The sequence below is a fragment of the Klebsiella sp. NPDC088457 genome, from assembly GCF_044900465.1.
Taxonomy (GTDB): Bacteria; Pseudomonadota; Gammaproteobacteria; order Enterobacterales; family Enterobacteriaceae; genus Klebsiella.
Map to the genome: position 1 here is coordinate 1 of NZ_JBJDNH010000047.1, position 21,054 is coordinate 21,054.

Consider the following 21,054-nt stretch of genomic DNA (forward strand, 5'->3'; position numbering starts at 1 on the left):
GCGTTAACGGTGCTTCAGCATCGTGGCCAGGATGCCGCAGGCTGCCTCACCATTGATGCAAATAACTGTTTCCGTTTGCGGAAGGCAAATGGGATGGTGAGCGATATTTTTGAGGCTCGCCACATGCAGCGTATGCAGGGCAATATGGGTATTGGTCATGTCCGCTATCCTACGGCCGGCAGCTCAAGCGCCTCTGAGGCGCAGCCTTTCTACGTCAACTCGCCGTATGGGATTACGTTGGCGCACAACGGCAATCTGACCAACGCTCACGAGCTGCGTAAAAAGCTGTTTGAAGAAAAACGCCGCCACATCAACACCACTTCCGATTCTGAAATCCTGCTCAATATCTTCGCCAGCGAGCTGGATAACTTCCGTCATTACCCGCTGGAAGCGGATAACATCTTTGCCGCGATTGCCGCAACCAACCGCCAGATCCGCGGCGCCTATGCCTGCGTGGCGATGATCATTGGTCACGGGATGGTTGCCTTCCGCGATCCGAACGGTATCCGTCCTCTGGTGTTGGGCAAGCGTGATGTCGGCGACGGCCGCACCGAGTATATGGTCGCTTCCGAAAGCGTGGCCCTGGATACCCTCGGCTTCGAGTTTCTGCGCGACGTTGCGCCGGGTGAAGCGGTGTACATTACCGAAAAAGGCCAGCTGTTTACCCGCCAGTGCGCGGAAAACCCGGTCAGCAACCCGTGCCTCTTCGAGTATGTCTATTTTGCCCGTCCGGACTCCTTTATCGATAAGATTTCGGTTTACAGCGCCCGCGTCAATATGGGCACCAAGCTGGGCGAGAAGATCGCCCGCGAATGGGAAGATCTGGATATCGACGTGGTCATCCCGATTCCGGAAACCTCCTGCGATATCGCGCTGGAAATCGCCCGGATCCTCGATAAACCCTATCGCCAGGGGTTCGTCAAAAACCGCTATGTTGGCCGCACGTTTATCATGCCGGGTCAGCAGCTGCGCCGGAAATCCGTGCGCCGTAAGCTCAATGCTAACCGCGCAGAGTTCCGGGATAAAAACGTCCTGCTGGTCGATGACTCTATTGTGCGCGGCACCACCTCGGAGCAGATTATCGAGATGGCGCGCGAAGCTGGCGCGAAAAAGGTCTATCTGGCTTCCGCTGCGCCAGAGATTCGCTTCCCGAACGTTTACGGTATCGATATGCCGACGGCGACGGAGCTCATCGCTCACGGTCGCGAAGTGGATGAAATCCGGCAGATCATCGGCGCAGATGGCCTTATTTTCCAGGATCTGAACGATCTGATTGAAGCCGTACGTGCGGAAAACCCGGATATTCAGCAGTTTGAATGCTCCGTATTTAATGGCGTGTACGTCACCAAAGACGTTGACCAGCGGTACCTGGATTATCTTGATTCCTTACGTAATGACGATGCGAAAGCGGTACAGCGTCAGAACGAAGTGGAAAACTTAGAGATGCATAACGAAGGCTAACCGGCCACGTTGCTGCCTGAAGCCCGCCGTCTGACGACCGCGGGCTTTTTTGTTTTTGCCGCGCGGCCGTTTGTGTCCCCAGACTTGCGTCGGTGGCGATATTCCGGCAAAGTCTGCGACATAACGCAGAAGGGGCAATCATCGTGAAACGACTCATCATTGGTATTTCTGGCGCCAGCGGGGCGATTTATGGCGTGCGATTGCTGCAGGTTTTGCGTGATGTCCCTGATGTTGAAACCCATCTGATTATGAGCCAGGCGGCGCGACAGACGCTGGCGCTGGAGACCGATTATTCCCTGCGTGAAGTTCAGGCGTTGGCAGATGTCGTCCATGATGCGCGCGATATTGCCGCCAGCATCTCCTCGGGGTCGTTTAAGACCACCGGCATGGCGATTATGCCCTGTTCGATGAAAACGCTTTCAGGCATTGTCCACAGCTATACGGACGGCCTGCTGACCCGCGCGGCGGATGTCGTGCTCAAAGAGCGCCGCCCGCTGGTGCTCTGCGTGCGGGAAACCCCGTTCCACCTCGGCCATCTGCGGCTGCTGGTTCAGGCGGCAGAGATGGGCGCGGTGATTATGCCTCCCGTTCCGGCATTCTATCACCGCCCACAAACCCTGGATGACATTATCAACCAGACGGTCAATCGGGTGATCGACCAGTTCGATATTACTCTCCCGCAGGATCTGTTTATCCGCTGGCAGGGACCCGTCGACGCACCAAAGTAGTGCGACTTATCGACCTTTGCGTCCCCGTAGTGCAATTTTGTCGCCTCGATCAAATCCTCGACATTTAATTTGTTTTTTTGCGTTCGGGCACTGCGGTTTATCCGTTAATGCTGGTATCTTCCCTTCTAAGACAATCCTGCAACTTTTTATTAACAAATTTAACGCTGTTTCCAGCACGCACTGAGAAGATGGCATAAAACCTGCAGGGTTGGTCGGCAACACAGATAACTACACGACAGAACGCACCGCATAACAACATCACGACACTTAAGGGTATTGTATGAAGAAGACGATCCTGGCCCTCTCTTTAATCATGGGAATCAGCAGTGCCTCCAGCGCTTTTGCCGCACTGCCGCAAAGCATCCGTATCGGCACCGATGCCACCTACGCCCCTTTCTCGTCGAAGGATGCGAAAGGTGATTTCGTCGGCTTTGATATTGATTTGGGCAATGAACTGTGTTCGCGTATCAAGGTGAAATGTACCTGGGTGGGAAGTGATTTTGATTCATTAATTCCGTCGCTGAAGGCGAAGAAAATCGACGCCATTATCTCTTCATTATCGATTACCGAAAAACGTCAGCAGGAGATTGCCTTCTCTGACAAGCTGTACGCCGCAGATTCTCGTCTGATTGCGCCGAAAGGTTCCCCGATTCAGCCGACGGTGGAGTCGTTGAAAGGTAAGCATGTCGGCGTATTGCAGGGTTCGACTCAGGAAGCGTACGGCAACCAACGCTGGCGTAGCCAGGGCGTTGATGTGGTGGCCTACCAGAACCAGGACCTGATCTATTCCGACCTTGCCGCAGGCCGTCTTGACGCCGCTCTGCAGGATGAGGTCGCCGCCAGTGAAGGCTTCCTCAAACAACCCGCCGGTAAAGATTTCGCTTTTGCCGGCCCTTCGGTTAAAGACAAACAATTCTTCGGCGACGGTACCGGTATTGGCCTGCGCAAGGCTGATGGCGAGCTGAAAAGCGCTTTTGACAAAGCGCTGGCCGAGATGCGTAAAGACGGGACCTACGACAAGATGGCGAAGAAATACTTCGACTTTAACGTTTATGGTGACTAATCCGCTCCGGGCCCGGGAAACCGGGCCTGCTGATAGCGCGCCGCTATGAATGCCCTGTAATGGTGCAGTTCTGCCTTCGCTGTTTCACTTTGGTGCAGCAAAGGCGTTTTTGCCGGGCAGGCAGTGCATAGTTAAGCGTTTATGTTGCGAAATAATTAGTTTCCCGGCGCAGAATGTTTTGCCTTCCCGGGGCGAATAATGGCACGATAACTGGCTTAAGTACTTCTAATAAACCCGTTAGAATGACAGTCTGTTGAGGATAATTATGAAAAAACTGGCGTTGTCTCTTTCTTTAGCGCTGGCCCTTTCCAGCGTTTCCACGGTATTCGCCGCCATTCCGCAAAAAGTCCGTATCGGTACTGACCCAACTTATGCCCCGTTCGAATCGAAAAATGCGCAGGGTGAATTGATTGGTTTTGACATCGATCTGGCAAAAGAGCTGTGTAAGCGTATCAATACGCAATGTACCTTCGTTGAAAACCCGCTGGACGCGCTGATCCCCTCTTTAAAAGCGAAGAAAATCGATGCAATCATGTCTTCGCTGTCGATTACCGAAAAACGTCAACAGGAAATCGCCTTCACCGACAAACTCTACGCTGCGGATTCCCGCCTGGTGGTGAAAAAGGGCAGCGATATCACCCCGGATCTCAGCAAACTGAAAGGCAAGCGTATCGGCGTGCTGCAGGGCACCACCCAGGAAACCTACGGCAATGAACACTGGGCGCCGAAGGGGATTGAAATTGTCTCCTATCAGGGGCAGGACAATATCTACTCCGACCTGACCGCGGGACGTATCGACGCGGCGTTCCAGGATGAAGTCGCCGCCAGCGAAGGCTTCCTCAAGCAGCCGGTCGGTAAAGATTATCAGTTTGGCGGCCCGTCCATTAAAGACGAGAAGCTGTTTGGCGTCGGCACCGGTATGGGCCTGCGTAAAGAGGACAACGAACTGCGTGAAGCGCTGAATAAGGCCTTCGCGGAAATGCGCAAAGATGGCACTTACGACAAGCTGGCGAAAAAATATTTCGATTTTAACGTGTACGGTGACTAAGCATCATGCGTACCCCATCGCGCGCAGTTTGGCGCGCGATGGTCGATGACAGACAGGGCAGACAGCATGTTGTACGGGTTTTCACAGGTTATATTGCAGGGCGCTCTGGTCACGCTGGAGCTGGCCCTTAGTTCGGTCGTGCTGGCGGTCCTTATTGGTCTGGCGGGCGCCGGCGCAAAACTCTCGAGCAATCGACCACTGGCGCTGGTTTTTGAAGGCTACACCACCTTAATTCGTGGCGTGCCCGATCTGGTGCTGATGTTACTGATTTTCTATGGGCTGCAGATTGCCCTCAATACGCTCACCGATGCGCTGGGCATGTCGCAGTTTGATATCGACCCGATGGTCGCGGGGATTATCACCCTCGGCTTTATCTACGGCGCCTATTTTACCGAAACCTTCCGCGGCGCCTTTATGGCGGTACCGAAAGGGCATATCGAAGCGGCGACGGCGTTTGGATTCAGCAGCGGGCAGACTTTCCGGCGGATCCTCTTCCCGGCGATGATGCGCTATGCGCTACCGGGCATCGGCAACAACTGGCAGGTTATCCTGAAGGCGACGGCGTTGGTTTCTCTGCTGGGGCTGGAAGATGTGGTCAAGGCCACGCAGCTGGCGGGGAAAAGCACCTGGCAGCCGTTCTACTTTGCCATCGTCTGCGGTCTGGTTTATCTCGTGTTTACCACAGTTTCCAATGGTGTACTGCTGCTGCTTGAACGCCGTTACTCCGTGGGCGTGAAGAGGGCTGACCTGTGATTGAGATTATTCAGGAGTACTGGAAATCCCTGTTGTGGACCGACGGCTATCGTTTTACCGGCGTGGCCATCACGCTGTGGCTGTTAATTTCCTCGGTGGTGATGGGCGGCATTCTGGCGGTGTTTCTTGCTATCGGGCGCGTCTCAAGCAACAAATACATTCAGTTTCCGATCTGGCTTTTTACCTATGTGTTCCGCGGGACGCCGCTGTATGTGCAGCTGCTGGTGTTTTACTCCGGGATGTATACGCTGGAAATCGTCAAAGGCACCGAGCTGCTGAACGCTTTTTTCCGCAGCGGCCTGAACTGTACGGTGCTGGCGTTGACCCTCAATACCTGTGCCTACACCACGGAGATTTTCGCCGGGGCGATTCGTTCGGTGCCTCCAGGGGAAATTGAAGCGGCGCGGGCATATGGCTTCTCATCGGTCAAACTGTATCGCTGCATTATCCTGCCGTCGGCGCTGCGCATCGCGCTGCCTGCGTACAGCAATGAAGTGATCCTGATGCTGCACTCCACCGCGCTGGCCTTTACCGCCACCGTGCCGGATCTGCTGAAAATCGCCAGGGATATTAACTCGGCGACCTATCAGCCGTTTACCGCCTTCGGGATTGCCGCGGTGCTCTATTTAATTATTTCGTATGTGCTGATTAGCTTGTTCCGCAAAGCGGAAAAGCGCTGGTTGCAGCATATAAAACCTTCTTCAACGCATTGAGACCGCCATGTCCGACAATAAATTAAATGTTATCGATCTCCATAAACGTTACGGCGAGCATGAGGTGCTGAAAGGCGTCTCGTTACGGGCGAAAGCCGGGGACGTTATCAGTATTATCGGCTCATCGGGTTCCGGTAAAAGTACCTTTTTGCGCTGCATTAACTTTCTTGAAAAGCCCAGTGAAGGCACGCTTGTCGTCAACGGGCAGAATATTGGTCTGGTTCGCGACAAAGACGGTCAGCTGAAGGTGGCGGATAAAAATCAGCTGCGTCTGCTGCGTACCCGCCTGACGATGGTGTTTCAGCATTTCAATCTGTGGAGCCACATGACGGTGCTGGAAAACGTTATGGAAGCGCCGATTCAGGTGCTGGGACTCAGCAAGCAGGAAGCGCGTGACCGGGCGGTGAAATATCTGGCGAAGGTCGGCATTGACGAGCGGCAACAGATCAAATATCCGGTGCATCTTTCCGGCGGGCAGCAGCAGCGTGTCTCAATTGCGCGTGCGCTGGCGATGGAGCCGGACGTGCTGCTGTTTGACGAACCGACCTCGGCGCTCGATCCCGAGCTGGTGGGAGAAGTCCTGCGGATCATGCAGAAGCTGGCGGAAGAGGGGAAAACGATGGTGGTGGTTACCCATGAAATGGGCTTTGCGCGCCACGTTTCCTCACACGTCATCTTCCTGCATCAGGGCAAGATTGAAGAAGAGGGGCACCCGGATGAGGTTTTCGGTAACCCGAAAAGCCCACGTTTGCAGCAGTTCCTCAACGGTTCGTTGAAGTAATATCTCCGCCTTCTCCCGGCGATCCTCGCCGGGAGAAACTCAACGTTCCAGGCGATACACCCAATCATCATAATCCACGCCGTTCAGGTGATAGGCCTTTTCCAGGATCTGAATCCGCGTAAAACCGTGTTTTTCCAGTAAACGCGCGGATCCCTGGTTATCCCCAAGCACCCACGCGTTAATGGCATGGATCCCGAGCTGACGAAATCCGTAATCACAGATGGCCCGCAGCGCTTCGCTGGCATAGCCCTTGCCCTGCGCCTCCGGCAGGAGAGCGTAGCCGATGTCGGCTTCATATGGGTTTTTACCGCTGATGCGCAGGCCAATATCGCCGATGGCTTGTCCCTCCTGGCCGCGGAGCACAAATACGCCGGGGTCGGCGCAGCGGGCAGCAAACAGGGTACGCAGCGCGGGTTCATCAAGGCATTCGCCCATAAAGCGCATCACCTCGCGGTCGCTGCGCAGGCGCTGGAAAAAAGGCCAGTCGGATTCGGTAAATGGAGAAAGCAGCAGCCGCGGGGTTGTCAGGATCGTCATAAGCAGATTATTCGGTGGATCGTGGACCTACCTTACCACCAGAATCCTTACGAAAAAACGATCGTTGACCCCACCCTTTCAGCAGGCCAACGGCGCGCCTGAAATGATGCTCTGGCTGGCAGGGTAGGCGACAACCGGCCAGCTCACCCCAGCACATCCTCTAACGCTTCTTCGAGATCGTACCAGCGGAAGCCGAATCCGGAGGCTTCAAGGCGTTTTGGCAACGCCCGCTGGCCGCCGAGCACCAGTACCGAGGATTCTCCCATCAGCAGACGAATAGCCGCCGCCGGAACGCGGAAAATCGCCGGGCGATTCAGCGCATGTCCGAGGGCGTGGGCGAACTGCTCGTTGCGAACCGGATAGGGGGAGACCATATTAAACGGTCCGCGCAGATCGTTATCCAGCAGCCACAGGATACCGTTGACCATATCGTCGATATGAATCCACGCCAGATACTGCCTGCCGCTGCCGATAGGGCCGCCAAGCCCGAGCTTAAAGGCCGGCGTCATTTTGGCGAGGATCCCGCCCCTGGGCGCCAGCACCACGCCGGTGCGCAGCAGGCAGACGCGGGTACGATCGCTTTGCGCTTCGCAGGCCAGCTGTTCCCAGCGCGCGCAGAGTTTATGGGTGAATTCATTATGCGGCGGCTCTTCTTCGGTGACGACGACTTCACCGAGATCGCCGTAATACCCGGCGGCAGAACCGCTAATCAGCACCGCCGGTGGGGTATCGCTGGCGTTGAATAAGCTCACCAGCTTTTGCGTGATATCCCAGCGGCTGTGGCACAGGCGCTGTTTTTGCTCCGCCGTCCAGCGTTTATCGGCAATGGGTTCGCCCGCCAGGTTGATAACGGCATCCATATCATTAAGGTTATGCTGACCGTCGAAGCCGCGCCACAGGGTGACGCGGGCATCCAGCCGGGTTTGCGCTTTGTCAGGGCTGCGCGTGGATACCGTTACGTGATGCCCAAGCTCCAGCAGCCGGGGGATCAGATGCCGGCCAATCAGGCCGGTACCGCCAGTAAGCAGAATCTTCATAGCGCCTCCCTAAGCAGCTTATCGCCGCCAGCTCATGGTCATGGAGACCGAGTCGGCGTAGCGCAGTGCGTGAAGTTTATCGATCTCTACTTCAGCATAAGTGACCCAGTGGTGTTCGCATGCGATATCGAGCACATCCTGAGTTAATTTTTCCAGCAACGAGAAGCGGTTATTCTCAATGTGGCTGATGATGCTTTTGGTGATAGTGCGGTAATTCAGAGCATCATTGATATCTTCGCTGTTGCGCGACCTGTCCGCCGGGTAGTGAATCGCCACGTTCACCACCACATCCTGACGGTTGGCGATCTCTTCCTCTTTAATCCCAATAAAAGTACGTAAGCGCAGGTTCTTTATACGAATAATGGCGTCTGGCTGAGACATTGCAGGCTTCCTCCGTGTAGTAATTTCCGCAATCATACATCAAAGCACGCCTGGCGAGCAGGGGGTTAATATTGTTGAACTTTCAGCAGGGCCTGCTCGGTTGCCGGGCGCTGGCGAATGCGCTCAAACCAGTTATGGACCGCCGGAAAATTTGCGAGATCGATGCGCTGGCGTGGGTGCGCGCTAACCCACGGCCAGCAGGCAATATCGGCAATACTGTAGTGCTCGCCGCCAAGCCACGGGCTGGCCTCCAGACGGTGGTTCAGCACGTTGTACAAGCGCTGGGTCTCCACCTGATAACGTTCGATGGCATAGGGCACCGTCTGCGGCGCGCTATGGTTGAAATGGTGATTTTGTCCCAGCATGGGGCCTAAGCCGCTGACCTGCCAGAACAGCCACTGCAGCGTGGCATAGCGCTCACGCAGCTCGCCGCTGAGCAGTTTCCCGGATTTCTCCGCCAGATAGAGCAGAATCGCCCCGGACTCAAACAGACTTAACGGCGCACCGCCGTCGAGGGGAACGTGGTCGACGATGGCGGGAATTTTATTATTCGGCGAGATGGCGAGAAACTGCGGGCGGAACTGTTCGCCCTTATTGATATCGACCCGAATCAGGCGGTAGGCCAGCTGCGCCTCTTCGAGGAACAGCACGATTTTTTGGCCGTTAGGGGTGGGTGCGTAGTAAAGATCGATCATGGTGTCTCCCGCCATCGTAGGTCCCAACGTTTCGAGTATAGGCGACCCGCCGTGATTCGGCAGAACGAGGCGCTAAATCGCGCGTGCGGCGCCGGGGCGCCCGCGCATCTCCTGTACCAGCGCGATAAAGGCCTTCAGCCCGGGAGGGACGTGGCGACGGCCGGGGTAATACAGGTGCAGTCCGCCAAATGACGGGCACCATTCCTCCATCACGCTGATCAGCCTGCCGCTGGCGAGATCGTCCTGGATAAACCAGTCGGAGATGAAGGCCAGGCCGATGCCTGAACGCGCCGCCCGGTGGATGGCGCGCATTTCGTTTAGGGTGATGCGCGGCGGGACGTTGACCGTCACTTTGTGCTGATGCCGTTCCAGCTCCCAATGATAGAGGCCGCCGTGGGACATACGCATCCCGATACCCTGATGACGCAGCAGATCTTCCGGGCTTTGCGGGATGCCATGGCGCGCAAAATACTCCGCCGTGCCGACGATAAGCATCCGCACGTCGGGCGTCAGGGGGACGGCAATCATATCCTGCGGCAGCGATTCCGCCAGGCGGATTCCGGCGTCAAAGCCTTCGGCGACAATATCCACCAGTCGCGACTCGGTGGCGATATCCAGACGCATCGCCGGATAGCGCTTGAGAAAATTTTCGAACAGATCAAACAGCAGGGTGACGCTTTCGCGTGGCGCATTGATGCGCAGCGTCCCGGTGGGCATTTCCGCCTGCGTGGCTATCTCTTCCGACGCGCGCTGAATTTCCGCCAGCGCGGGGGCCACGCGCTCAACGTAACGCTGCCCGGCTTCAGTCAGCGCCACGCTGCGGGTGGTGCGGTTAAACAGACGCACGTTGAGACGCGCCTCCAGTCCGGCGATGGCATTGCTGACGGCGGTGGCCGACATACCCAGCTCCCGGGCGGCGGCGCGAAAACTCTGCCGGTGGGCGACGGCGAGGAGGACTTCCAGTTCAGTAAGACCGCTACGATGCATGATTATCCCGATTTTCGTGACAGACTGTGTTAATTATACCTTCTTATCGGGGCAATACGGCGACTCTATACTGCCTTCATCAACACAGATGAGGAGCCCCATCATGCAGCACATCGATAAAATTTATATTAACGGCGAATTTGTGACCCCGCACGGTAGCGAAGAGTTTGCGCTGTTCAACCCGGCGACCGAGGAGGTGATTGGCCTGGTGCGACTGGCGGATGAAGAGGACGCCCGGCAGGCTATCGCGGCGGCAAGGGCTGCGTTCCCGGCCTGGTCGCGAACCACTAAGCCGCAGCGTCTGGCGGTGCTGGAACGAATGTATCAGGCGGTGCAGGCGCGAGAAGCGGATTTACAGGCCGCCATTGTGACGGAATATGGCGCCCCGGCTTCACGCGCGCAGTGGATGGCGCAGTGGCCTGCGCAAACCATCAAGCAGGCGATGGAGACGCTGGCGCGCTTTGAATTTGTTGAACAGGCGGGACGCGCGCAGGTGGTGATGACCCCGGTCGGCGTGGCGGGATTGATTACGCCGTGGAACAGCGATGCCGGTTTTATCTGCAACAAGCTGGCGACGGCGATGGCGGCAGGTTGCACGGCGGTGATTAAACCCAGCGAAATGAGCGCCTGGCAGACGCAGATCGTGACCGAAGCGCTGCATGCGGCACAGATCCCGGCCGGCGTGGTTAACATCGTTACCGGCCGCGGCGAGGTGGTGGGTGATGTTATCAACCATCATCCTGATATTGCTAAAATTTCGTTCACCGGTTCCACCGCGGTGGGGAAACATATTATCGAAAGCGGGGCGCAAACCCTGAAACGCGTCACGCTGGAGCTCGGTGGTAAATCGCCAACTCTGATTCTTGATGATGCCGATGCACGGCAGGCGGTGTCCCTGGCGCTGGCAGCAGGGTTTATGAATAGCGGGCAGGCCTGCATTGCCGGAACCCGTATCCTGGTACCCGAACAGCGTCTGGCGGAGTTTGAACAGGCCATCGTACAGGGAATGGCGGAGTATATCTCCGGCGATCCCTGCGATCCGCGGACCACGATTGGCCCGATGGTCAGCCGTAAACAGTGGCAGCGCGTGCAGGATTACATTCGCCTCGGACAACAGGAAGGGGCGAGGCTGCTGGTCGGTGGTGAAGGGCGGCCGCAGGGGATGGAAAAAGGCTGGTGCGTGAAACCCACCGTCTTTAGCGACGTCCATAACCAGATGCGCATTGCGCGGGAAGAGATCTTTGGCCCGGTACTGGTGCTGATCCCTTATCAGGATCGGGCGCAGGCCATCGCGATTGCCAACGACACCTCCTATGGCCTGAGCGCACTCGTGTTAAGCGGGGATCGACAGCGCGGCGAGGAGGTGGCGCTGGAGATTGAATCCGGCCGGGTGCTGGTGAATACTCTCGACAATGAACCGCTGGCGCCGTTTGGCGGCTTTAAGCAATCCGGGCTGGGGCGTGAAATGGGGAAATGGGGGATGCAGGCTTATCTGGAGCCGAAAACGGTGGTCGTGGGTTAACCCTCCGGACGATGCAAAATCCTCATGGTGCGATAAGTGACATCCCTCAAAAGACAGGATATGTTGACTTATCGCCCCATGATTTTTGAGGATGCCATGAGCCAGCCCGTCATTACCCTGTGGTCCGATTCCAGTTTCTTCTCGCCGTACGTGATGTCCGTATACGTTGCTCTGCAGGAAAAGAGCCTGCCTTTTACCCTCAAAACGGTCGATCTGAATCGCGGTGAGAACCGGCAGCCCGGCTGGAAAGGTTACGCCGTGACCCGTCGCGTGCCGCTGCTGGACGTTGACGATTTTTCTCTCAGCGAATCTTCCGCCATTACCGAATATCTCGATGAGCGTTTTGCCCCGCCGGAGTGGGAGCGGCTCTATCCTCATGACCTGCAAAAGCGGGCGCGGGCGCGCCAGGTGCAGGCCTGGCTGCGCAGCGATCTGGTGCCGATTCGCGAGGAGCGTTCGACGGCGGTGGTTTTCGCGGGCGAGAAGAAGCCGCCGCTGAGTGACGCGGGGCGGAAAAGCGCCGCTCTGCTGTTTGAGGCCGCCGCTGCGCTGCTGGCCCACGGCGGCCCCAATCTGTTCGGCGAATGGTCAATTGCCGATACCGATCTTGCGCTGATGCTCAACCGACTGGTGCTTAACGGCGATGAGGTGCCGGAGCCGCTGGCGGACTACGCGACATTCCAGTGGCAGCGCGCGTCGGTTCAGCGCTTTGCCGCACTGTCAGCTAAACGTGCCGGCTGAATAGCGCCGGCGGTTCCGCTATCATAGGCGTATCGAAATGCGTGGAGATGGAAGAAATGAAGCTGATGTTTGCATCGGATATTCATGGTTCCCTGCCCGCTACTGAACGCGTTCTGCAACGGTTCGCGCAAAGTGGGGCGCAGTGGCTGATTATTCTCGGTGATGTGCTCAATCATGGGCCGCGTAATGCGCTACCCGAAGGCTACGCGCCGGCGGAAGTGGCCGTGCAGCTCAACCGCGTGGCGCAGCGCATTATCGCCGTGCGCGGCAACTGTGACAGCGAAGTCGATCAGATGCTGCTGGACTTTCCCATCACCGCCCCCTGGCAGCAGGTGCTGAGCCAACGCTGCCGTCTGTTTCTGACCCACGGGCATCTGTATAGCCCCGAAAAAATGCCGCCGCTGGCCGCTGGCGATGTGCTGGTTTATGGTCATACTCATATCCCGGTAGCCGAGAAGCGCGGCGATGTTTTTCTTTTCAATCCCGGTTCGGTCAGTATTCCCAAAGGGGGATTCGCCGCCAGCTATGGCCTGCTGGAAGGGGATCGACTGCAGGTTTTAGCACTCTATGATCACCAGGTTATTGCAGAGGTGGCAATTAACCCGTAATTTACCCCCAACCGTAAAGACGCGCCGCAAGAGCGCTTTTAAAAGTAAGGTTTCCTGATGGCGGAACAGAACGATTTGGCAAGCACAGAATGGGTAGATATTGTTAATGAAAACAATGAGGTGATCGCGCAAGCCAGCCGCGAGCAGATGCGCGCGCAGTGTTTGCGTCATCGTGCGACCTATATTGTTGTTCATGATGGGATGGGCAAAATCCTCGTGCAGCGTCGTACCGAGACGAAAGATTTTCAGCCGGGCATGCTGGACGCCACCGCTGGCGGCGTCGTGCAGGCGGATGAGCAACTGCTGGATTCCGCCCGTCGCGAAGCGGAAGAAGAGCTGGGTATTGCCGGCGTCCCCTTCGCCGATCACGGGCAGTTCTATTATGAAGATCAACACTGTCGCGTCTGGGGAAGCCTGTTTAGCTGCGTGTCGCACGGACCGTTTGCGTTGCAGGAAGAGGAAGTGAGCGAAGTGTGCTGGCTGACGCCGGAAGAGATTACCGCCCGCTGCGATGAGTTTACCCCGGATTCGTTGAAAGCGCTGGCGCTGTGGATGACCCGCAACGCCAATAATGACCAGGTAAAAGCGGAAAAACCGGAAAAAGCAGAAAAACCGGAAGCAGCCGAATAGCCTTTAGCAGCTATCCCGCAGACATAAACTGGAGACGATCGCCTTCCGGTCGCTCCAGTCCCCGTCGTTAAGCCGTTCCAGCAGCGCCCGCCCGGCCTCAATGCCAATCTTATGGTGCGGTACCGTCATGGTTGTTAACGGCGGCTGGCACACCCGGCTCACATCGCTGTTGCCAAACCCGACAACGGCCAGATCGTCAGGCACTTTGATGCGTCGGCGCTGGCATTCATACAACACCCCGCAGGCTAGCTCATCTGAAACGCAGACCAGGGCATCCAGTTCCGGCCACGCCAGTAAAAATTCCGGCAGCTGGGAGGCGCCGGTGGAGAAATTCGGTGGCAGGGCGGCGTTAATCACCCTGTTGGGCGACAGATGATGGCGCAGCATCGCCTTATACCACCCCTGCAGGTGCTGCTGAAAAATCCACTGCTCCTGGTTAGCGCACAGCAGGCCGATATTCTGATAGCCGCGCTTAATGACCATTTCCGTCAGTTCATACATGGCGGCCACATTATCGATACCGATATTCATATCAATCGGGTCGGCGCGCATCGCCCCCATTTCCATGACCGGAATGGAGGCGTTTTTTAGCCAGTGGCGCACGGTATCGCTGTGCTCGACGCTCAGCAGAATCGCCGCGGCAATATTGGAAGCTAGCAGGGTTTCCAGCAGCTTTTCTTCCTGTTCCAGACGGTGCTGTGATTCCGCAAGCATGATCTGATAGCCGGCGGGCTGTAATACCTGCTGCAGACCGGCAAACATGGCTGAACATCCTGCCTCGGCAAGATTAGGTACCACCATCGCGATGGTCCACGATGAAGCGGACGCCAGCGCGCTGGCGGCGAGATTGGGCATATATCCCAGTTCCTGCACCGCGGCTTCGATTTTTTCGCGCAGTTTATCGGAAACCTGTTCAGGGGTGCGCAATGCGCGTGAAACGGTCATGGTTCCCACGCCGGCAAGCTGGGCAACGTCGGCGAGAGTCACTTTACCGGTACTACGCCGTTTTCGGGTTAGAGACATACGAATTCCTGCAGAGCAGATGCTTTTACCATCATCCTTTATTTCACCTTTCACGGAGTATACGCCTTAAATCCTTTTTTTTGCTGTGTTTTCCTCGGCAAAACGCAAATTGATAGCGCTATCACAATTTTGAATGTTAGCCGATGGTAGCGCTATCTTTGTGACCGTAATCGCAGTTAACTGCTGTCAGCTTGAATAGAGTTTGCTCATCGTGGGCTTACTGATGGGGGACAACGTGCTGGAAAAATGGATCTCTGATGCAACTATTACGCAGCAGAAAAGCGTAGCTGACTGGCGGCAGGCCCTGGAACTTTGCGCCAGACCGCTGCTGGCGGCGGGGGTTATCGGCCCTGAATATATCACCGCCATCGTCGACCAGCATCAAAAGCTGGGGCCGTATTATGTTCTGGCCCCCGGTCTGGCGATGCCGCATGCCCGCCCGGAGGAGGGGGCCAAAGGTTTAGGGCTGTCTCTGCTGAAGCTGGAAGAGGGCGTCGCATTTGGCGCCGAAGAGTTTGACCCGGTGGATGTCATTGTTATGCTCGCCGCTCCCGATAAGCATAGTCATATTGAGATGATTTCCGCCCTCGCGGAATTATTTTCCAGCGAGGAGGAGATGGGGAAATTACATCAGGCGACAACCCTGGAGGATATTAAAAAAATAATCTCACGTTTCTGATTTAATTTTATAACCTGATTTCACCGCACATTACGCGCGAGCGTAATGCGGACGTACTGTACCTAAAAAAGGTGATAATGATGAAAATCATGGCAATTTGTGGCTCCGGCCTCGGCAGTAGTTTTATGGTCGAAATGAATATTAAGAAGGTTTTGAAAAAACTCGCTATCGAGGCCGAAGTTGAACATTCCGATCTGTCATCGGCGACCCCCGGCGCAGCGGATCTGTTCGTGATGGCGAAAGATATCGCCGCCAGCGCCAGCGTACCGGAAAGCCAGCTGGTGGTGATTAAAAACATCATCGATATTAATGAACTCGAAGCGCAGCTGCGCGCATGGTTCGATAAACAATAACCTTATTTTAAGCGAGGCGGATATGTTTATCCTTGAGACGCTGAATTTTGTTGTTGATATTCTCAAAGTCCCATCGGTACTGGTGGGATTAATTGCCCTGATTGGTCTCGTGGCGCAGAAAAAATCTTTTTCCGACGTCGTGAAAGGGACGGTTAAAACCATTCTCGGGTTTATTGTGTTAGGCGGCGGGGCAACGGTGCTGGTGGGGTCGTTAAATCCGTTGGGCGGCATGTTTGAACATGCGTTTAATATCCAGGGGATTATTCCCAATAATGAAGCCATCGTCTCCATTGCGCTGGAGAAATATGGTGCATCGACGGCGCTAATCATGGCTTTTGGCATGGTAGCCAATATTATTGTCGCCCGTTTTACGCGCCTGAAATATATCTTCCTGACCGGGCATCACACCTTCTATATGGCCTGCATGATTGGCGTGATCCTCACCGTGGCCGGCTTTGATGGCATCGGCCTGGTGTTCACCGGTTCGCTGATTTTAGGCCTGGTGATGGCCTTCTTCCCGGCGCTGGCGCAGCGTTATATGAAGCGGATTACCGGTACCGACGATATTGCGTTTGGCCACTTCGGCACCCTGGGATATGTCCTCGCCGGCTGGATTGGCAGCCTGTGCGGCAAAGGCTCGCGTTCTACCGAAGAGATGAACCTGCCGAAGAATTTAAGCTTCCTGCGCGACAGCTCAATCTCTATCTCCCTGACCATGATGATTATCTATCTGATTATGGCGGTGAGCGCCGGACGAGAGTATGTCGAAAGCACCTTCAGCGGCGGTCAGAACTACCTGGTGTACGCCATCATTATGGCCATCACCTTTGCTGCCGGCGTGTTCATCATTCTGCAGGGCGTGCGTCTTATTCTGGCGGAGATCGTTCCGGCGTTTACCGGCTTCTCGGAAAAACTGGTGCCGAACGCCCGTCCGGCGCTGGATTGCCCGGTCGTCTATCCCTATGCGCCTAACGCGGTGCTGATTGGCTTCCTGTTCAGCTTCCTCGGGGGACTGGTGGGGCTGTTCCTGCTCGGACAGATGAAGCTGGTGTTGATCCTCCCCGGCGTGGTGCCGCACTTCTTTACCGGCGCGACCTCCGGGGTGTTTGGCAATGCTACCGGCGGGCGCCGCGGGGCGATGATTGGCGCGTTCGCCAATGGCCTGCTGATTACTTTCCTGCCGGTGCTGCTGCTGCCGGTATTAGGCGCTATCGGTTTTGCCAACACCACCTTCTCCGATGCTGACTTTGGCGCTATCGGCATCGTGCTGGGCAATCTCGCGCGCTATTTATCGCCATTTGCCATTACCGGGCTCGTCGTGGCGCTGTTCGCGCTGCTGGTGGCGTACAACGTGCTGGCTAAAAACAAATCTGCGCGTGGTAACACGCAGGCAAACACCGGAGCGAAACCATGAATGTGAATGAAGTGACGCAGCTGGCGCGCGATATCCGCGTTGCCACGCTTAAAACGCTGACGCAGCTCGGCTTTGGCCACTACGGCGGCAGCATGTCTGTGGTGGAGACGCTCGCCGTACTGTATGGCGAGGTGATGAACATTGACCCGGCGGATCCCGACTGGCCGGAACGTGATTACTTTGTGCTGTCGAAAGGCCACGCCGGCCCGGCGCTGTACAGCACCTTAGCCATCAAGGGCTACTTTCCGATCGAGGAGCTCAGCACGTTGAATCATAACGGCACCCGCTTGCCCAGCCATCCCGATCGTCTGAAGACCCGCGGTGTGGATGCCACCACCGGTTCGCTGGGACAGGGGATTTCCATTGCCGGAGGAATGGCGTTATCGCATAAGCTGGCGGGGCGCGCTAACCGGGTGTTCTGCATCGTCGGCGATGGCGAACTTAATGAAGGCCAGTGCTGGGAGGCGTTCCAGTTTATTGCCCATCATCGTTTAACTAACCTGACGATATTTGTCGACTGGAATAAACAGCAGCTTGACGGCGAACTGGACGAAATTATCTGTGCCTTTGATCTGGAGGGGAAGTTCCGCGCCTTTGGTTTTGATGTGGTCACAGTAAAAGGGGACGACATACCGCGGCTGCTTGAAACGGTCTCTCCGCGACCGGCGGCAGATGCCCGTCCGCGGGTGGTGATCCTCGACAGTATTAAAGGGCAGGGCGTACCGTATCTGGAGCAGCTCAGCAACTCCCACCACCTGCGCCTGACCGACGAAATGGCAGAAGCGCTCAACGAGACGATTCGCCAACTGGAGGCCGAGCATGATTAAGGTTGCACCCGCAGGACAAAAAGATGCCGTAGAAATGCGTAAGATCTACGCCGGTTTCGTCTCACAGCAGGTGGAGAAGGGGACGTCGATTATTGCTCTTGAAGCGGACCTGATGAGTTCGATGGCGATGGACAGCGTTGCGCGGAAATACCCGCAGCATGTCATCAACTGCGGCATTATGGAGGCCAACGTGATCGGCACTGCCGCGGGGCTGTCGCTGACCGGGCGCAAGCCGTTTGTGCATACCTTTACCGCCTTCGCCAGCCGTCGCTGTTTCGATCAGCTGTTTATGTCCCTGGATTATCAGCGCAATAACGTCAAGGTCATCGCCTCGGATGCCGGGGTGACCGCCTGTCATAACGGCGGTACCCATATGTCGTTTGAAGATATGGGCATTGTCCGCGGATTAGCGCATTCGGTGGTGCTGGAAGTAACCGATGCGACGATGTTTGAGGATATTCTGCGTCAACTGATCGATCTCGAGGGGTTCTACTGGGTACGAACCATCCGTAAGCAGGCGCCGAGCGTCTATGCGCCGGGTTCGACCTTCACCATCGGCAAGGGAAATGTGCTGCGCGAAGGCGATGATATTACGCTGATTGCGAACGGTATCATGGTGGCCGAGGCGCTGGAGGCGGCACGTCAGCTTGAACAGGAGGGGGTCAGCGCGGCGGTTATCGATATGTTTACTCTGAAGCCCATTGACCGCATGCTGGTAAAAAATTACGCCGAGAAAACCGGACGCATTGTGACCTGTGAAAATCACAGTATCCACAACGGACTGGGATCGGCGGTGGCGGAAGTGCTGGTAGAGACTTGCCCGGTACCGATGCGCCGGGTTGGCGTGAAGGAGCGCTATGGCCAGGTGGGAACGCAGGACTACCTGCAAAAGGAGTACGGCCTGACGGCGCACGACATTGTTTCCAGCGCGCGGGAACTGCTGTAAGCGCGGGCTCCCACAGTTGAACTGTGGGAGCTTTTTCTGTTTTTTTGCCATTATTCTGCTGTCAACAATACACTCTTCAACGCTTACCCCCAGGGCCGATACACTTAGCCTGTTAAACCGATACACTCACTTCTGTCGCCATACACAGTATTATATTATTTTTTAATACATTGATAAATTTATATATTTATAATTTGGCACGATAACTGCTTTATCGTATGAGATGCTTTCTCAGGATGCAAAAGTGAGAAAGGAGGACCTGACATAATCCGCCCATCGATAAAGAGGAATCGTTAGCCATGGAATGTTCCGTTATTGTTGTGACGCATGGCAACCTGGCGTGTGAACTGATTAATACTACCAATATGCTTATTGGTAGCCAGAAACATGTTTTGACCGTTGATTTTATGCCCGGAGAAAATCTTGAAAGTTTAATAAAAAAGCTCGCGGTAATTATTTCTGATATTTCAGAGGATATTCCGCTATTACTCCTGGTGGATATTCATTCTGGAACCCCTTTTAATGCTTCAAGCTATTTTGTTAAACACCGGCAGGATACCCGACTCATCGCCGGAGTCAATATTCCGATGCTAGTTAATATTTTACTGGAGCGTCAGGACGTCTCTTCGCTGGAGGAACTGGTGACATTATCGGTAAACGTTGGGAAAAGTGCGATAAAACCCCTGTAAAAAAGGAAATCACAATGTCTATGATATCGCTTTTACGAATTGATGACCGATTGATCCATGGCCAGGTAATGACAGGGTGGGTTAAACATCTTAATGCCACAAAGATCATTATTGTTGACGATGAACTGGTCAATGATGAGTTTATGATTTCGGTACTGGAAATGGCGGTTCCTAATAACATGACACTCAATATTTATGATGCTGAGGCCGCTGCGCTAAAGCTTAGTGAAGTGAGCTCCGATAATAATAGCGACAATATTATTATTCTGGTGAAGAGCCCACTAACAGTATTGAAAATGCTTAATGTCGGGGCTAAATTTCAGAATTTGACGGTGGGTGGTATGGGGGTAAATGAAAACCGTTCCCGCCTTTATCGTAATCTCGCCGCATCCGATGCCGAACGTCAGGCATTCAAGGATATAGATAAAATGGGTATTCCGATCCAAATTCAGGTGCTTCCCGGGGATACACCGGCAAATTTGATGAGCTATTTGTGAAAAGTTGGCAATTGCACGCCATTTATTTCTGGCGTGCCGTTGCATCATCATAAAGAAGATGACTGATAGTGTGTTATGTCGCGTTATGTGGCAGGGGGATGATTACCCTAAGCATTGCAGTATGCAGACAGATAGCGTTATTCCTGCAAACTATATGCTGGTGTTAAATCCGGCAAAATATAATAAGAGGACAAAGTACTATGTTACTTTCAGCTATTCTTGTTGCTCTGATCGCTACTATGAGTAACTGGTGGGTCAGCCACCTTATTACTCGAACCTGGCTCTACCCGATTATTTCCGGTTTCCTGGTAGCGTTAGCTCTCGGTGAACCGGTCGAAGGGATGAAAGCTGCCGCCTATATCAACCTTGCTTATCTTGGCTGGATGACGGTCGGTGGTACGATGCCCGGAAACTTACCTGTGGCATCGGTATTTGGTACGGCCATGACCATCCTCAGCGGAGCGGAGCCGTCAACGGCGGTGGTATTCGCGGTGCCGTTCTCGTTGTTGGGCATTTTGACTTTCCAGGCGTCGATGAGTATTAACGCGCTGTGGGTGCATAAAGCTGAAGCGATGCTGGAGCGCGGCAATATTACCGGTATGCGTCTGATGAACTATGTGCCTTCATTCTTCGTTATCTTTATTCTGGTGGGACTACCGGCATTTGCGATGGTCTATTTCGGTGCCGATTTTATGCGTGAAATGCTGGCAAAAATTCCGCAGGAGCTGGTTAATGCGTTCCAGGTCATTGGCGGCATTATGCCAGCGTTGGGTATTGCCATGCTGGTTTCATTCCTGGGGAAAAAGCATCTGATGCCGTTTTTCTTCCTTGGTTTTTTCCTTGTTGCATTTCTTAAACTTGGAATTATGGCGATTGCGGTGTTTGCTATTATCGCCGCCGTTATTCTGAACGTTAATACGAAATTCTCTGTCGAGAAATAA

Annotated in this window: 25 protein-coding genes; 19 read left to right on the forward strand and 6 right to left on the reverse strand. The window is 55.0% G+C overall.

Annotation, left to right across the window (positions count from 1 at the left end; genetic code table 11):
- From purF to hisP, 7 genes are all read left to right on the forward strand, one after another.
- A partial coding sequence (gene purF, locus ACI2JR_RS23180; protein WP_462479564.1) for an amidophosphoribosyltransferase occupies positions 1 to 1,461 on the forward strand: 1,461 nt, incomplete at its 5' end.
- Positions 1,462 to 1,604: 143 nt separating this feature from the next.
- On the forward strand, positions 1,605 to 2,189 hold the full coding sequence (locus ACI2JR_RS23185) for a UbiX family flavin prenyltransferase (RefSeq protein WP_132725747.1): 585 nt from the start codon (positions 1,605 to 1,607) through the stop codon (positions 2,187 to 2,189).
- A gap of 280 nt (positions 2,190 to 2,469) precedes the next feature.
- Positions 2,470 to 3,252, forward strand: a complete 783-nt coding sequence (gene argT / locus ACI2JR_RS23190) for a lysine/arginine/ornithine ABC transporter substrate-binding protein ArgT (RefSeq protein ID WP_132725745.1) — start codon at positions 2,470 to 2,472, stop codon at positions 3,250 to 3,252.
- A gap of 265 nt (positions 3,253 to 3,517) precedes the next feature.
- Positions 3,518 to 4,300, forward strand: a complete 783-nt coding sequence (gene hisJ, locus ACI2JR_RS23195; RefSeq protein WP_132725742.1) for a histidine ABC transporter substrate-binding protein HisJ — start codon at positions 3,518 to 3,520, stop codon at positions 4,298 to 4,300.
- A 66-nt stretch (positions 4,301 to 4,366) separates the two neighbouring features.
- Complete coding sequence (locus ACI2JR_RS23200) at positions 4,367 to 5,053, forward strand: histidine ABC transporter permease HisQ (protein ID WP_132725739.1); 687 nt, start codon at positions 4,367 to 4,369, stop codon at positions 5,051 to 5,053.
- On the forward strand, positions 5,050 to 5,766 hold the full coding sequence (locus ACI2JR_RS23205) for an ABC transporter permease (protein ID WP_132725736.1): 717 nt from the start codon (positions 5,050 to 5,052) through the stop codon (positions 5,764 to 5,766). Before ACI2JR_RS23200 ends, ACI2JR_RS23205 begins: the two co-directional genes overlap by 4 nt.
- Before the next feature lie 7 nt (positions 5,767 to 5,773).
- Positions 5,774 to 6,547 carry a histidine ABC transporter ATP-binding protein HisP gene (gene hisP / locus ACI2JR_RS23210; protein WP_132725733.1) on the forward strand — a complete coding sequence of 258 codons (774 nt, stop codon included), beginning with the start codon at positions 5,774 to 5,776 and terminating at the stop codon, positions 6,545 to 6,547.
- A gap of 39 nt (positions 6,548 to 6,586) precedes the next feature.
- On the opposite strand, the gene ACI2JR_RS23215 is transcribed toward hisP, so the two are convergent.
- From ACI2JR_RS23215 to ACI2JR_RS23235, 5 genes are all read right to left on the reverse strand, one after another.
- On the reverse strand, positions 6,587 to 7,084 hold the full coding sequence (locus ACI2JR_RS23215) for a GNAT family N-acetyltransferase (RefSeq protein WP_132725730.1): 498 nt from the start codon (positions 7,082 to 7,084) through the stop codon (positions 6,587 to 6,589).
- A gap of 143 nt (positions 7,085 to 7,227) precedes the next feature.
- A complete protein-coding gene (locus ACI2JR_RS23220) occupies positions 7,228 to 8,121 on the reverse strand; it encodes a TIGR01777 family oxidoreductase (protein ID WP_132725728.1) in 894 nt (297 codons plus the stop codon).
- An 18-nt stretch (positions 8,122 to 8,139) separates the two neighbouring features.
- Positions 8,140 to 8,502, reverse strand: a complete 363-nt coding sequence (gene folX, locus ACI2JR_RS23225; RefSeq protein ID WP_132725726.1) for a dihydroneopterin triphosphate 2'-epimerase — start codon at positions 8,500 to 8,502, stop codon at positions 8,140 to 8,142.
- 65 nt (positions 8,503 to 8,567) lie between these two features.
- Positions 8,568 to 9,197, reverse strand: a complete 630-nt coding sequence (yfcG, locus tag ACI2JR_RS23230; protein WP_462479565.1) for a GSH-dependent disulfide bond oxidoreductase — start codon at positions 9,195 to 9,197, stop codon at positions 8,568 to 8,570.
- Between the two features lie 72 nt (positions 9,198 to 9,269).
- On the reverse strand, positions 9,270 to 10,184 hold the full coding sequence (locus ACI2JR_RS23235; RefSeq protein ID WP_462479566.1) for a LysR family transcriptional regulator: 915 nt from the start codon (positions 10,182 to 10,184) through the stop codon (positions 9,270 to 9,272).
- 103 nt (positions 10,185 to 10,287) lie between these two features.
- On the opposite strand from ACI2JR_RS23235, the gene ACI2JR_RS23240 reads away from it, so the two are divergent.
- The 4 genes from ACI2JR_RS23240 (at position 10,288) to yfcD (ending at position 13,685) form a co-directional block, all read left to right on the forward strand.
- Positions 10,288 to 11,706: an aldehyde dehydrogenase family protein gene (locus ACI2JR_RS23240; RefSeq protein WP_462479567.1), complete on the forward strand. Its 1,419-nt coding sequence runs from the start codon at positions 10,288 to 10,290 to the stop codon at positions 11,704 to 11,706.
- Between the two features lie 96 nt (positions 11,707 to 11,802).
- Complete coding sequence (yfcF, locus tag ACI2JR_RS23245; protein ID WP_462479568.1) at positions 11,803 to 12,447, forward strand: glutathione transferase; 645 nt, start codon at positions 11,803 to 11,805, stop codon at positions 12,445 to 12,447.
- 56 nt (positions 12,448 to 12,503) lie between these two features.
- Entirely contained in the window at positions 12,504 to 13,055 is a 552-nt protein-coding gene (yfcE, locus tag ACI2JR_RS23250; RefSeq protein ID WP_132725713.1) for a phosphodiesterase, read from the forward strand.
- A 57-nt stretch (positions 13,056 to 13,112) separates the two neighbouring features.
- Positions 13,113 to 13,685: an NUDIX hydrolase YfcD gene (gene yfcD / locus ACI2JR_RS23255; RefSeq protein ID WP_132725711.1), complete on the forward strand. Its 573-nt coding sequence runs from the start codon at positions 13,113 to 13,115 to the stop codon at positions 13,683 to 13,685.
- 3 nt (positions 13,686 to 13,688) lie between these two features.
- On the opposite strand, the gene ACI2JR_RS23260 is transcribed toward yfcD, so the two are convergent.
- A complete protein-coding gene (locus tag ACI2JR_RS23260) occupies positions 13,689 to 14,708 on the reverse strand; it encodes a LacI family DNA-binding transcriptional regulator (protein ID WP_132725708.1) in 1,020 nt (339 codons plus the stop codon).
- Positions 14,709 to 14,943: 235 nt separating this feature from the next.
- Between ACI2JR_RS23260 and ACI2JR_RS23265 the strand changes: the two genes are divergently transcribed.
- The 8 genes from ACI2JR_RS23265 (at position 14,944) to ACI2JR_RS23300 (ending at position 21,054) form a co-directional block, all read left to right on the forward strand.
- Positions 14,944 to 15,387, forward strand: coding sequence for a PTS sugar transporter subunit IIA (locus ACI2JR_RS23265; protein ID WP_132726296.1), 444 nt, complete (start codon positions 14,944 to 14,946; stop codon positions 15,385 to 15,387).
- Positions 15,388 to 15,467: 80 nt separating this feature from the next.
- Positions 15,468 to 15,740, forward strand: coding sequence for a PTS sugar transporter subunit IIB (locus tag ACI2JR_RS23270; RefSeq protein ID WP_004865143.1), 273 nt, complete (start codon positions 15,468 to 15,470; stop codon positions 15,738 to 15,740).
- Positions 15,741 to 15,762: 22 nt separating this feature from the next.
- Positions 15,763 to 17,154 (forward strand): PTS ascorbate transporter subunit IIC, encoded by a 1,392-nt coding sequence (locus tag ACI2JR_RS23275; protein ID WP_462479569.1) that lies wholly within the window; start codon positions 15,763 to 15,765, stop codon positions 17,152 to 17,154.
- Positions 17,151 to 17,981 (forward strand): transketolase, encoded by an 831-nt coding sequence (locus ACI2JR_RS23280; RefSeq protein ID WP_132725706.1) that lies wholly within the window; start codon positions 17,151 to 17,153, stop codon positions 17,979 to 17,981. The genes ACI2JR_RS23275 and ACI2JR_RS23280 overlap by 4 nt, the downstream gene beginning before the upstream one ends.
- Positions 17,974 to 18,927 carry a transketolase family protein gene (locus tag ACI2JR_RS23285; protein WP_132725703.1) on the forward strand — a complete coding sequence of 318 codons (954 nt, stop codon included), beginning with the start codon at positions 17,974 to 17,976 and terminating at the stop codon, positions 18,925 to 18,927. The genes ACI2JR_RS23280 and ACI2JR_RS23285 overlap by 8 nt, the downstream gene beginning before the upstream one ends.
- Before the next feature lie 299 nt (positions 18,928 to 19,226).
- Complete coding sequence (locus tag ACI2JR_RS23290) at positions 19,227 to 19,616, forward strand: mannose/fructose/sorbose PTS transporter subunit IIA (RefSeq protein WP_132725701.1); 390 nt, start codon at positions 19,227 to 19,229, stop codon at positions 19,614 to 19,616.
- A gap of 14 nt (positions 19,617 to 19,630) precedes the next feature.
- On the forward strand, positions 19,631 to 20,113 hold the full coding sequence (locus ACI2JR_RS23295) for a PTS system mannose/fructose/N-acetylgalactosamine-transporter subunit IIB (RefSeq protein WP_462479570.1): 483 nt from the start codon (positions 19,631 to 19,633) through the stop codon (positions 20,111 to 20,113).
- 200 nt (positions 20,114 to 20,313) lie between these two features.
- Positions 20,314 to 21,054, forward strand: coding sequence for a PTS mannose/fructose/sorbose/N-acetylgalactosamine transporter subunit IIC (locus tag ACI2JR_RS23300; protein WP_132725697.1), 741 nt, complete (start codon positions 20,314 to 20,316; stop codon positions 21,052 to 21,054).